The organism is Proteiniphilum sp. LBM24028 (genome assembly GCF_056629195.1).
Genome location: NZ_CM152817.1, coordinates 1,871,666 through 1,886,295, shown reverse-complemented (window position 1 = coordinate 1,886,295; position 14,630 = coordinate 1,871,666). Strand labels below are relative to the sequence as shown.

The 14,630-nt window shown below is 42.1% G+C and carries 7 protein-coding genes; all 7 read left to right on the top strand.

Features of this window, described 5'->3' with window-relative positions:
- The first annotated feature begins 4 nt into the window (after nt 1-4).
- The 7 genes from AC1HCU_RS07330 to AC1HCU_RS07300 all read left to right on the top strand — a co-directional run bounded on the left by AC1HCU_RS07330 (nt 5) and on the right by AC1HCU_RS07300 (nt 14,620).
- Nucleotides 5-1,432, top strand: a complete 1,428-nt coding sequence (locus AC1HCU_RS07330; RefSeq protein WP_286860909.1) for a hypothetical protein — start codon at nt 5-7, stop codon at nt 1,430-1,432.
- Nucleotides 1,433-1,705: 273 nt separating this feature from the next.
- Complete coding sequence (locus AC1HCU_RS07325; protein ID WP_480370915.1) at nt 1,706-5,158, top strand: glycoside hydrolase family 2 TIM barrel-domain containing protein; 3,453 nt, start codon at nt 1,706-1,708, stop codon at nt 5,156-5,158.
- Between the two features lie 40 nt (nt 5,159-5,198).
- Entirely contained in the window at nt 5,199-6,365 is a 1,167-nt protein-coding gene (locus AC1HCU_RS07320) for a purple acid phosphatase family protein (protein WP_286860903.1), read from the top strand.
- 249 nt (nt 6,366-6,614) lie between these two features.
- Complete coding sequence (lacZ, locus tag AC1HCU_RS07315) at nt 6,615-9,734, top strand: beta-galactosidase, LacZ type (RefSeq protein ID WP_480370912.1); 3,120 nt, start codon at nt 6,615-6,617, stop codon at nt 9,732-9,734.
- Nucleotides 9,735-9,948: 214 nt separating this feature from the next.
- Nucleotides 9,949-11,565 (top strand): sulfatase, encoded by a 1,617-nt coding sequence (locus tag AC1HCU_RS07310; protein WP_480370909.1) that lies wholly within the window; start codon nt 9,949-9,951, stop codon nt 11,563-11,565.
- A gap of 80 nt (nt 11,566-11,645) precedes the next feature.
- Complete coding sequence (locus tag AC1HCU_RS07305) at nt 11,646-13,052, top strand: sulfatase (protein ID WP_480370906.1); 1,407 nt, start codon at nt 11,646-11,648, stop codon at nt 13,050-13,052.
- A gap of 206 nt (nt 13,053-13,258) precedes the next feature.
- Entirely contained in the window at nt 13,259-14,620 is a 1,362-nt protein-coding gene (locus AC1HCU_RS07300; RefSeq protein ID WP_480370903.1) for a sulfatase family protein, read from the top strand.
- Nucleotides 14,621-14,630 lie beyond the last annotated feature (10 nt).

The window sequence follows — 14,630 nt, the reverse complement described above, 5'->3', positions numbered from 1 at the left end:
CAAGATGAAGAAAATACTATGGATAAAACTGTTTATGCTGATTTCCCTCTCACTGTTTTCGCAAGAAAAAGTGATTGTTGATACAAGTAAACCTTTATCAAAGATCAGCCATGATTTCTGGGGTTCCAACTTTCTTTATTGGATAGAGGATGATAAGTCGCTGGCAAATGACAAGCTGGCTTACCTTCTGAAAGAAATGCCCTGCGCCATTCTCCGTTATCCCGGAGGAACGGTTGCCGATAATTTCCATTGGAAAACAGCAACGCTGGATAATGTGAACATGTTTCCATTCGAAAGTGGAGAGTCTGAATCGAATTTCGAAGAGTTTATGGCTTTTTGTAAAAAAGCGGGTGCAGAACCGATGCTGGTAGTGAACACACAATCCTGGTTCCTGAAGGGAAAAGTGGATGAGGGTGCAAAGTACGCTGCCGACTGGGTGAAATACTGTAAGGAGAAAGGTTACACTGTACGTTATTGGGAAATTGGCAATGAAACTTATTGGCACCCTGTGATGACGGCACGTGAATATGGGGCTTTGGTGGTGAAATATTCTGAAGCAATGAAAAAAGTGGATCCGGATATCATCATCAGTGCCAATGGTCATTGGGACGTCAATATGGTGGGAACAAAAGAAAGGACCGACAAGCAATTTCTTGCAAAATTCTTTGAACTCATCAAAACTGCCGATGAGAAAGAACAGGCAAAGCTGATGAAAGAAGGCAAGGAAATGCTCGTGGAAAAAAATATCACCAAAGGGGAGGAGAAATGGTGGAATGATGTGTTGGATGTGTGTGGCAATCATATCGACATGATTTCCATTCATTGGTACTTTCATAAAAATATCACCAAAAATATTGATTTGAAATTAAATGAGCTGAAAGGATTTGTTACAGAAAAGATGCAGGGAAAGCAGTACAAGTGGGGCATGACCGAATATAACTGTAATACTGATAATGATGCTGAGAGAGTGTTGGGATTTGCTGAAGGAGTCTGTAAATTCCTGAATTTCGGGTTTGATGTGACAAACTTCTGGCCCACGCGTATCGGTGGGATGGAACATCGTTCCATGTTCTCTCTCCAATCCATTGAGCCACAGTATCCTTATCAAATCTTGCAACTGTTGAGTAAACAACTCAGAGGTAACATGGTGAGCTGTAGCGTCACTGAAAACTTCAATACATTTGCTTCCGTTTCGGAGAACCAGATAACCGTTGTATTGACCGGTAGCTCATTGGAAAATGAAACCGATGTGATGATTGAAATACCGAATCTCTATGGCACGAAAAAAGTATCGGCCACCCGTTACACCAGTAAATCAACAGATAAACGGACAGTTACCATACAAAGTGAGGTTCTTACACCCAGTGTGAATAATGATATTGTCAGGGTCACCCTTTTGCCGGATTCATTTATAGTGGTCACCTATTTATAACGGGTATAAGTACGAAGTGACAATCTCTCCTACAATTGTTGTCTGTAATTCTTCTTGTTTGTGCTGTTGACCAGACTACGGGTGAATGGATATTTCATTTGTTCATTGTATCACATATTATTCAAATGGTGGTTGCATATTATTCAAATCAATGTATGCCTGCCCGGTGATTGAAATTAATTGTAATTTTGCAATACGGGTCATTTCACATATACGTGCTTTAATTGTTATTGTCTATTAAATATTACTCTCATATCTAAATATACGGAGGGAATGATGAAACATGATTTTCAAACGCTATACTCACAATTACTGGTAATTGCCATAATTTCATGCTGTGGCTGTGTCTCTACTCTTTCTGCCCAAAATAACAAATATGGCATGGCATTATCTGGTGAAGTTGGCAGCTATACATTGACAGACGCTTCCAGTATCTGCCCTATTATTCCTGGCGGTTGCACCATTTTACCTGCCGATGCTTATGAAGCATATGCCGGTTATCAGCCCGAGATCATCAGCGACAATGATTATCAACAGTGTAACACCCTGAAATATAACTTCAAAACATATCCGACCCATTCGTTGACCCTGGAAGTTGATATCCCCAAACTATCCACCGCACCCCATCCTTTTATTATTTGGGTGCATGGTGGCGGATGGGCAAAGGGGGGAACATCGGCTTTTTTGAATCAGTCCCGATATTTAGCGTCACGTGGAATTGCCGGAGTACGGATTACTTATTCGTTGATCTCACAAAAAGGAAATTTCGATTTGGGAATGCAGGAGCTGGCGGATGCTTTGGAATTTATTCAGAAACACGCCACAGAATGGAATCTCGATACAACCCGTTTCGGATATGCCGCGGGTTCTGCCGGAACACCGTTGGCTTCTCTGGCTGCGATGAAACACAATGGAAATGGCTGTAAATTGTACATGGGTTGTAATGGCATATATGATTTTCAACACAACCTTGCGGGTACGTTCGCAAGCGGATCCTCAAATTACTTATTGAATTATCCCACTACAGCCAGCCGACGTGTGATATCGGCTATCAATCATATTCCCGGGGATCCGGTCAACATCCCCTCGGTGGCTGTTTTTCACGGTACTGCCGATTATACCATTTCTTATCTGCAATCCGCAGCATTATGCGATTCGATATCAAGTAAAGGCGGGCATGCGGAAAAGTACATTTATAATTATTACGTGCATGGTTTTTTTAACAAAGGAAAATCAGATAAGTATGAAGATGTGATGGTGAAGATGTATGCCTTTGCCAAATCTGTTTTTGAAAATACAGGATGGAAAGTGAAAGAAACAAACACGTCAGAGAAAATTAACTTTGATTTAAACTGGAAGTTTACGTTACAGGATGTCAGGGATGCAGAAGATCCTGCATATAACGATAAAGCCTGGCGGGTACTGAACCTTCCACACGACTGGAGTATAGAAGGAGAATATAAGGAGAGGGAAAACGGAACGGACTGGCAGAGTGGTTATTTACCTGCCGGGATCGGTTGGTATCGAAAAACTTTTGATTTGAATACATCCTGGAAAAACAAGCAAGTTCAGGTATTATTTGAAGGTGCATACCTGAACAGTGATGTATGGATCAATGGGCATCATCTGGGACATCGCCCCAATGGATATGTGAGTTTCTATTATGACCTGACTCCCTATCTGAAGGAGAAGAACAACGTCATAGCCGTAAAGATTGATCACAGCAAACCTCTTTCGGGGAGATGGTATACCGGGTCAGGACTATATCGTTCGGTTCATCTGGTGGTGCACCCGAAAACATATATCGAGCCCTGGGGGGTATTTTTCCAGACACCTGAAGTAAATAGGAAAAAGGCTGATTTTAAAGTTGATATTGAGTATCAGCTCATGCAGAAAAAATCGGTGGTCGTCTCAGCCAGGCTGGTGGATCATAAGGGAAAAACCGTAGCGCGGAGTGAACAGAAGACAAGCCACACTGAACGGGGAAAACAATCAGTGACATTAACAGGTACGGTTGCGAATCCCAATTTATGGTCTACAGACACTCCTTATGTGTATCGTCTGATATGTGCAATAGAGGCAGAAGGAAGGATTATCGACGAGTTTTCCCAGCTCGTGGGGTTTCGCAAGCTGGAATTTTCAGCTTCAGAAGGATTCAAGCTCAATGATGTGCCCATGAAGATCAAAGGTGTTTGCGATCACCATTCGGCCGGGGCGGTAGGTGCTGCCGTTCCCGATGATGTGATGTACCGCCGGCTGAAAATTCTGAAAGAGATGGGTTGCAATTCTATACGGACTGCCCATAATCCTTATGCACCCAGCTTTTATGCCATGTGTGATACTTTGGGTTTTTTGGTGATGAACGAAGCTTTTGACGGGTGGGAGAAAGCAAAAGCCAGGGATGATTACGGTAATTATTTTGAAGAATGGTGGAAAACCGACCTTACTGCCTTCATCAAAAGAGACAGGAATCACCCGTCGGTGTATATGTGGAGTATTGGTAACGAAGTGAGCGCTGCCACTCCCGCCACTCAAAAGAAATTGGTTGATTTTATCCATGCATTGGACCCCACCCGGCTTGTGACACAGGGAGGTACTGATCCTACCAGAGGCATGACAGCCGATTATGAAAAGAATTTTCAATATCTGGATGTTGTAGGGTTTAACGGTAACGGAGAAGAGGTGGGAGAATTTGAGAGATTTCAAGAAATGAATCCGGGTCGCCCTGCAGTGGGAACGGAAGTTCCTCATACCTATCAGACACGGGGTGTGTATCGTACAAAAACAACCTGGCGCCGCCGTGACTTCCCTGCTCCATGGGAATTGAAGAACTTTATTCCCTGGGATAAATTCAAAAGTAGGGTTTTCGATATCCCAGATCTTTCAGAAACAGAGGTTTTTCCCGAAGAAAGTGAAAACAAGTACTATCAGTCATCCTACGACAATGCTTCGGTACGTATTAGCGCCCGTCATTCCTGGCGGAGAACAAGCTCTTTCCCCTTCCTGATGGGTGAGTACCGGTGGGGAAGTTTTGATTATCTGGGAGAAGCAGAATGGCCACAACGTTGCGGTAATTTTGGAATTATCGATATCTGCGGTTTCCCAAAAGATCATTACTATCTTTACCAAAGTTTATGGAGTGATAAACCAATGGTCCATCTGTTGCCGCACTGGACACATCCTGGAAAAGAAGGGATTGAAATTCCGGTGGTGGTATATACAAACTGCGAATCTGCCGAGTTATTCCTGAATGGTCAGTCACTCGGGAAAAAAGCATATGTGGGGGAACAGTTGGTGTGGCATGTACCTTATCAGGCAGGCGATTTAAAAGTTATTGCGTATAATGGAAGTCAATCAATGGCTGAAAAAAGCTATAAAACAGCAGGTAAAGCAGCCGGTTTTAAAGTTACTTCCGATAAGCAAAGAATAAAAGCCAACCAGAAAGATGTGATTCATGTGGAAATTGATATCGTCGATGCGGCAGGAAACTTCTGTCCCATGGCTGATAATCTGATTCAGGTAGAATTAAGCGGCGCGGCAAGAATTTTAGCCATCGACAATGGTGATCCGATCGAACTATCACCCTATAGGGTAAAATCAAAGAAGGCATTCAGAGGAAAGTGCTTGTTGATGTTGCAGGCCACGGATAAAACCGGATTTATCGAGGTGGGTATTACATCGCCAGGCTTACAAAAAAAGAGACTCCGTTTGATTGTCGTAGCATAACCGGGAGATGGTTGAGACAAATACAAAATAATAATAAATCATGAAGAAAATATTCCTATTTTTAATTCTAGTTTTTTCATTGCAAGCTTTTTCGCAGGAAAGCTTTCAGATTGTCAGCGGCCCTTATCTGCAAAGTGTCACCGACACTGAAGCTACCGTTGTCTGGACGACAAACAGGCAGGCAGTGTCGTGGGTAGAACTGGCACCCGATGATTCTACTCATTTTTACCATGCACCCCGACCTCGTTATTATAACCTTTCCCTTGGGAAAAAACTTATCGGAACGATTCATGCTGTTCGAATTCAGAATCTGGAGCCTGGAATAAAATACCGTTACAGGATTTATTCTCAGGAAGTTCTGGAAGAAAATGCTTCCGATGTGCTGTATGGAAAAATTGCCGCCAGTAAAATATTCAAAGCCAATCCTTTCCTTTTTCAAACACTGGACAAGGACAAAACCTCCTTTTCATTTCTGACGGTAAATGATATTCATGAAAACAATGATTTGCTGAAATCACTTTTGAGAAATGTCAAAAATGAGAATGTTGATTTTGTTTTCTTCAATGGTGACATGGTTAATAATATGCAAACACCAGAAAAGATTTTAAATGGCTTTTTGAATTTATCCGTTGAAATGTTTGCTTCCGAAATCCCTTTTTATATTGCCCGTGGAAATCATGAGACAAGGGGACTGACTGCAGGGAGATTTATGGATTATTTTCCTACTCCCACAGGAAAGCCTTATTTTACTCTGGAACACGGGAATACATTTTTTATCGTAATGGATGGAGGAGAAGATAAACCTGACAGCGATATTGAATATGGAGGACTGGCAGCCTATGATCAGTTCAGAATAGAAGAACAACAATGGTTGAAAAAAGTAGTGCAAAGCGAGCCCTTCAAAGCAGCAAGACATAAGATTGTGATTATGCATATACCACCGGGAAATGAAAATGCGTGGCACGGCCCGTGGCATATCAAAGAACTTTTTGTTCCTGTATTAAACGGTACTGGTATCGACCTGATGCTATGCGGGCATATACACCGGCATGCTTATTATAAAGATGGAACAGGTGGTACAGACTTCCCGGTGTTGATTAATACTTACAAAAATAAAACAAGGGTAGATGTTTCCGATAAAGGTTTGGTTGTAAAATCACTCAATGAAGAAAACAAACCGGAATTCGAGATAGAGTTAAAAATGTAAATCTTACTTCATGTCCCATTATAAGTATCCATTTTCCTAAGAAAAAATAATGTAATGATGCATTTTCACATTGTTTATTAATTTCATCCCTTATTGAAAAGAGATATTCATTTTTTTTTTAATAATAACAGTTATTTTTGCATATCTCAATACCAAGCCAAAGCGCAATGTTTCCGGCAATGAATTGGGGAATCTTCCTGAAGGAGGTTTGTTTTACCTGAAAATATTATCAATAAAAATTAAAATAACATGTATAGAAGTATTTTGTCCTTTGTGCTATGTGTGCTCTCGTCTTTCCTCGTTGAGGTAATAGCAAATGACTGGGAGGATCCGGCAGTTTTTCAGATTAACAGGTTACCGGCCCGGGCTACCTTTATGAACTATCCGGAAAGGGATGCGGCCATTCAGGATAATTATTACCGCTCGCCCTATTATTTCAATTTATCGGGTAAGTGGAAGTTTAAATGGGTGACGAAACCTGCCGATCGCCCTGTGGATTTTTATAAAACCGGTTATGATCATAGCCTCTGGGGAGAAATATCCGTTCCGGGTAACTGGGAAATTCAGGGACACGGAACCCCCATTTATTCCAACATAGTGTATCCGTTCCCCAAAAATCCACCTTTTATCCCTCATCTTGATAATCCGGTGGGTTCTTATATAAAAGAATTTCAATTGCCCGATGGGTGGGAAAACCGCAAGACCTTCATTCATTTTGAGGCTGGCATGGCTGCGATGTATCTATGGGTAAATGGTGAAAAGGTGGGTTATAGTGAGGGAATGAAAAATCCTGTAGAGTTTGATATTACACCTTTCGTCCGCAAAGGGAAAAATAAAATTGCCATTGAAGGTTATCGCTGGAGCGACGGTTCTTATCTGGAAGATCAGGATTTCTGGAGATTGTCCGGTTTTGACAGGGGTATTTATCTTTACAGTACCGATAAGGTGCGAATTACAGATTTTTTTGCTCAACCCCAACTGGATGCAAATTACAAAAGCGGTGAATTAAAGGTGGAAATCAAACTGGATAATTTCGAAAACAAAGACCGCAATACATTCCTGGAAATGGAATTACTGGACCAATCGGGAAAAACAGTAGTTTCAAAAGGACTTTGGGTGAACCTGAAAGCCAATCAGGCCAATCAACAGGTGATCACGCAAAAGATAAATAGCCCGGCTCTCTGGAGTGCCGAGCATCCGAATCTTTACACATTGTTACTGAGCTTGTCCGACGATCAGAAGAACATCATCGAATATGTGTCACATCGCATAGGCTTCAGAAGCGTGGAGATTAAAGACGGTGTGCTGCTGGTTAATGGCAAGTATGTGTATTTGAAAGGAGTGAATCTTCATGAGCATCATCCGATAAACGGCCATGTGGTTGATAGGGAAACAATGATTTCCGATTTGAAACTGATGAAGCAATTCAATGTGAATGCTGTCCGTACAAGCCATTATCCCCAATCCACATTGTGGTATAAGTTGTGCGATGAATACGGCATCTATCTGGTGGATGAAGCCAACATCGAATCACACGGAATGGGTTATGGAAAAGAAAATATGGCTTTCGATCCGGCGTGGGATGCAGCCCACTTGGAAAGAACCTATAGTTTGGTGGAAAGAGATAAGAACCATCCCTCCGTTATTATCTGGTCGTTAGGAAATGAGTCGAGCAACGGTGACGTGTTCCAAAAGACCTATAAATGGATCAAGGAGAGAGATAAAACCCGCCCGGTACAATACGAGCAGGCAAAAGAAACAGAGGCAACGGATATTGTTTGTCCCATGTATGCAACCATTGATAATATAGCTGAATATGCCCGGAAATCAGATATTTACCGACCATTGATTTTATGTGAGTATTCGCACGCAATGGGTAACAGTTCCGGAAACATTAAGGAATACTGGGAAACTATCAGGGAACATCGTGCTCTGCAGGGCGGATTCATCTGGGATTGGGTAGACCAGGGTATTCTTACACGGGACGAAAATGGGAATAAATATTATGCCTATGGAGGTGATTTTGGTGCCAAACATTATCCACATCAGGAAAATTTCTGTATGAACGGTGTCGTGTGGCCCGACAGAACTCCTAATCCGCAGCTTTTTGAAGTGAAAAAAGTATATCAGGATATTCTTTTTCAAAAAAAGGATCTGGAGAAAGGTATGATAACGATTGTCAATGAGTTTACCTTCACGAATCTGGATGCTTACCAGTTCCGTTGGGAGTTGTTGAAAAATGGTATGAAAACAGGCGAAGGTGTATTTTCCGTCACATTGGCTCCTTTGAGCAAAAAGGATGTGCTGTTGAATCTTCCGAAAGTGGATGTGAAAGAGGGGGAGGAGTATTTGCTGAACTTGTATGCCATCACCGGGAAAAGTACGGATCTGGTCCCGGCCGGACACATCGTTGCCTATGAACAGCTGGCATTTGATAAGAATGATTATTTTGCAACCGGAGCATTGGATAAATCATCGGTGAAGCCTTCCGTGACAAGGAAAAACAATGAGATTGTGGTGAAAGCAGGCGATGTGGTTGCTATTTTTGATGCGGCCAACCATCGTTCAAAAGAGACCGGATTAAAGAGTTATCAGAAAGAAGGAAAAGAGGTGCTCAAGCAGCCGGTGAAACCTAATTTCTGGAGGGCTCCCATCGACAATGATTTCGGGGCTGACATACAAAGAAAACTCAATGTGTGGCGGGCTGCAGGGGATAATCGACTTCTCAAATCTGTAGAGGTAAAAGAAGAAAATAATTCCGTAGCGGTAATTTATCAATATCGGTTGACCGACGTGTCGGCAGACTACATTCAATCCTACCTGATGGATGGTGATGGAGCTATTACTGTACATGTTCAGTACAAAACAGCAAATAATGATATCACGGAAATACCACGGTTCGGGAATGTGATTACACTTCCTGTTGAATTGGATAATTATCAGTATTACGGCCGCGGACCGCAGGAAAATTATATAGACCGTTGTGCCGGAGCCATGCTGGGTATTTACCAAAGTAAGGTGAAGGATCAATATGTGGCTTACCTGCGTCCGCAGGAAAACGGTAACAAGACAGATGTACGCTGGTTGACACTTACGGATGATGTGGGGTTTGGTCTGAAGATAGAAGCATTTCAACCAGTAGGTGTGACGGCTTTACATAATGCTTCCGAAGATTTCGATCCGGGAATGACAAAAAAACATCAGCACTTCAACGATATCTATCCTCGTAAAGAGGTAGTTCTGAGCATCGATCTGTTTCAGCGCGGTATTGGCGGCACCAATTCCTGGGGACAATTACCGCTTGAGAAATATCGCTACCAAAATAAGGATTATGATTTCAGTTATAAACTAACAATCGTACAACAGTGAATAGGAAGACGATTTTGAAAAGTCTAAAAGTAATACACCCCACATCCTCTTCCTGGGGATGGATTGGATTATACTTGGCGAACAATTGATCGTATTGTAGTATAAAACGAGCACGAATTACGAAGTAATCGACTTTGTCAAAATCATTATCATACAAGTAGATGATTAAAGCGAGTTCCATACGATACATTTGAAAATAAATAATTTTAATCGTATGAAATGTAATTTATTTATTTCTTTATGTAGTACAAGTTTTCTGATTCCTTCCCTATCAGCACAAATCAACAAACAACCCAATATCATCTTGCTTTTTGCAGATGATTTGGGTTGGAACGATATTTCCTCGCCGATTACCACTTTGGGAAATGGATCAAAAAACCACCAAACGCCCCATATTGACAAGCTGGCTACACAGGGAATGGCTTTTACGAGCGCCTACACACAACAGAACAGTGCTCCCACCAGGGCTGCACTGCTCACCGGACAGTATGCCAATCGTACCCATGTGTACAACGTTTTTGGCCTGGATCGGTTTGCGACGGATGAAAAAGCGGGAATCAGGAAAGAAGATGCACGCATTATTCCGGCGAACCAGAAAAAGGAATCGATTGAGCCTGGCACCCTCACCTATGCCCGGCTCTTAAAAGATGCAGGTTACCAAACGTATATCTTTGGAAAGGTGCACGGTTTTCGTCTTACGAACGAAGATGATTGCGGTTTCACGTACAATTTCGAATGCAGCAAAAGAGTAAAAGGAGATAATAAAGATGATTCAAATTATTTTGCCTTGAAAACAGGCGATGGAAATTGGATATTTGATAATCCGTTGTATAATCATTTTGCTCAACCCTATACCGAAAAATACGTCCGGAGAAATCTCCTTCCTTTTGCAAATGGAAACAATCCAATGATGCTGGTCGGGACAAAGAAACATTTCACCGACGCTATCGGTGATATGGTAATCGATCAGATCGGAAAAGCGGATAAGGAAAAACCTTTTTCCATGTGGGTGGCTTTTCATGCCATCCATTCGGCTATCGTGGGACGGGACGACCTGAATGCAAAATATAAAAACCGTGGGGACATAGATGAACGGCATGAGAATTTCAAGTATGCCGCATTGACGGAACAATTGGACCAGACTGTAGGAAGAATACTTGCTGCACTGGAAGATCCGAATGGCGATGGTGACAATTCAGATTCGATAAGCGACAATACCGTGGTGATTTTTATGTCCGACAATGGCGGTGTACATGGAGGGAATCACTCGAATGCTCCTCTGCGTCATGCAAAAGGCACACTGTACGAAGGTGGTATACGTGTTCCGATGCTGGTACGTTATCCGAAAATGGTGAAACCAAACAGCGTGACGAATGAACCGGTTCACGTGATCGATTTATTGCCGACCTTCCTTGATTTGGCAGGAATCAAATATTCCGGCCATACACATGTGCTGGATGGAGAATCATTGTTCCCTTTGCTGACAGGTAAAATCAAGACCCTGAAACGTGACCGGCTTTTCTGGCATTTTCCGGGTTATATGGACGAAAGAGGTATTCCTGCTTCCGTGATTAATAAACGCGTGGGTAATGCACGTTATAAATACCGTTATTGCTACGAATACGATACCCATGAGTTGTATAACCTCACGGATGATATTGGCGAGAAAGTGAATCTGCTTGCCGGAAAACCTTCCAAACAGGATCTTAAGATCGGGAATAGGTTGTTGACGGATCTGAATCGATGGATCAGCAGTACAAATCCACTTCCGATGTATTATGTTGCCGATGGAAAGAAAGTTGAACTGCCAAAACGCATTACCGTTAAATAATCTACACTTTACAGTCAATAGTCATTTGTCCATTATTCCTCGTCAGTCAGTCGTCTATCTTTGACAAAAAAGCAAACATTATGAATAAAATAAACCGGTTTTCACTGCCTCTGCTTTCAGCATTGGCAATCCCTTCGCCTGCTCAGACAGTATCTCATCCCAACATAGTTTTAATTTTAATTGATGACATGGGATGGAAGGACCTGGGTGTGTATGGTAGCGATTATTATCAAACGCCTCAAATCGATCGCTTCGCACAAGACGGGATACGCTTCACCAATGGCTATGCAGCCTGCACCGTTTCGTCGCCTACCAGGGCAAGTATCATGACTGGCAAGTATCCGGCACGGCTGCACTTGACTGACTGGATTGAAGGTTGGAAGTTTCCGGATGCAAAGTTACAGATCCCCGACTGGAAGATGTTTTTGCCTTTGGAAGAGACAACAATGGCGGAGGTGTTCAAAAATGCAGGTTATGCAACTGCGCACGTCGGGAAATGGCATCTGGGCGAGGATGAAAAATACTGGCCAGAAAATCAGGGATTCGATATAAATGTAGGCGGATGGGCAAAAGGATCACCCAATCTGAATAAAGCTAAAAGCTCAAAAGGTTCGAACGGATACTTTTCACCTTACGGAAATCCCCGTTTAAAAGACGGTCCTGAGGGTGAATATCTCACAGAACGGCTGGCTGAGGAAGCTTGTAATTTTATTGCAGAAAATGAGAGTAAACCCTTTTTCCTGAATCTCTGGTTTTATAATGTGCACACGCCTCTTATGGCAAAACAGGAAAAAGTGAACAGGTATCAGTCCCTGGCCGACAGTACCAGATTACAAAATAATCCTGTATACGCTGCAATGGTGGAACATGTGGATGATGCTGTGGGGAAGATAATAAATAAGTTGAAACAATTGGGCCTTTACGACAATACAATCGTTGTTTTTACTTCTGATAATGGCGGATTGATAGGAAAGGGTCTCCGAAAAATCACGAATAACAGTCCCTTACGCAAAGGCAAGGGCAATATGTATGAAGGTGGGGTCAGGGTGCCCTTTATCATCAAAAATCTGAAACAGCAACTTTCCGGTACAACAAATGACACTCCCATCATGTCGATTGATCTTTTCCCTACTTTGACCGAACTGGCAGGAGTGAAAGTCGAAAAATCTGTCTCGAAATCTTTCGACGGAGCGAGTTTGAAACCCATTCTGGTGAATAACAAGAAAAAGCTAAAACCCAGGTCGTTATATTGGCATTATCCACACTATCATTCGGAAGGTGCGACCCCTTATAGCGCTGTGCGTCAGGGTGACTGGAAGCTGGTTCATATTATTGAATCGAATACATATGAACTTTACAATTTAAAAGACGATCTCGGTGAAAGTAATAATTTGTCGGCCATTCATCCAGCGTTGACAAAGAAACTCATTAAAAATCTTGAAGCGTGGAAATTGCGTGTGAATGCCCAGATGCCTGTCAAAAAATAAACGCCGCTACCTGTTAAACGAAAATGAGTTTTCATTTTATCAAGGAATGACTTTTGAGTAATTCGTGTTATTTTTTGACATGTTTTTGGTACTCATCTTTGATACTTTTTTATTAATTTGCAGTATGGTTATTTTAAATCGTATGCACTGACTCCCCTTTAGGAGCGTAGATTATAATTGTCAGTAATTTAATAAGAAATTCAATCATGAAGCATTACCCGGTTACAATGTCGCTTTTGCTGGGAGGGACTTTTTTATCGATGGCACAGGAGAAGCCCAATATCATCATTATATATACGGATGATATGGGATATGCAGATTTGTCGTGCTACGGAGGAGATTTTGTAAAAACCGAAAATATAGACAGGCTTGCCGAAGAAGGAATCAGATTTACCCAATATTATACTGCGGCGCCCATAAGTTCCCCCTCACGGGTAGGCATCACTACGGGCATGTATCCCACTCGTTGGGGAATACGTTCCTTTTTGCAGACAAGAGAGGGAAACCGAAAGAATATTCAAAATGATTTTTTATCGGATCGTGCCCCATCTTTGGCAAGAACTTTACGTGACAACGGATACAGGACTGCCCATTTTGGAAAATGGCACATGGGAGGTGGACGCGATGTGGACAATGCCCCATCCATTTATAATTACGGTTTCGATGAGTACGTATCTACCTGGGAGAGTCCCGATCCGGATAAAATGATCACGGCATCCAACTGGATATGGAGCGATCAGGACAGCATAAAGCGATGGAACAGAACTGCATATTATGTCGATAAAACACTCGAATTCCTCAAAAAGAACAGAGATAAACCTTGTTATATAAATTTATGGCCCGATGATGTACACACCCCTTTTGTTCCAAACCCTCAACAATTGAGTACGGATAAGAACGATTGGGAGAAAGTTGAATCATTCCGGTTTGTCCTGAAAGAGTATGACAAGCAAATAGGCCGTTTGATGCAAGGACTGAAATCATTGGGCGTGGATAACAATACTTTGATCATATTTTCAAGCGACAACGGACCAAATCCCAGCTACGGCGTAGAACGGACAAAAGGTCTAAGGGGAAAGAAAGGAACTTTGTATGAAGGAGGAATACGAATGCCATTCATTGTTCGCTGGCCATCGGTGATTACTCCCAATCAGGTAAATGAGAATTCAGTGCTCGCTTCCGTAGATATATTCCCGACTCTCTGCAGCATTACGAAATCAAGAATCTCTACTGATTTTCCGCAAGATGGAGAGGATAGGAGCGATGTGATTCTGAAAAATAAAAATTCAGAAAGAAATAAGCCGGTTTTCTGGGAATTTTCACGCAGAAAACAAACAGCCACCGGCAAGGAGAATGGTCCTATGCCGCAGGTTGCTGTCCGCTGGCAGGAATGGAAACTACTGGTATTTATTGATGGATCGGAGGTTGAATTGTATAACATGGAAGACGATCCTCTGGAACAAAATAATGTTGCAGATCAATATAAAAACACGGCAGAGCGGCTTAAATTTGAAGCTTTGAGATGGTTTAGCCATTCCTTTAGAGAATTCGCCAATATAAACAAATGAAATTGAAATA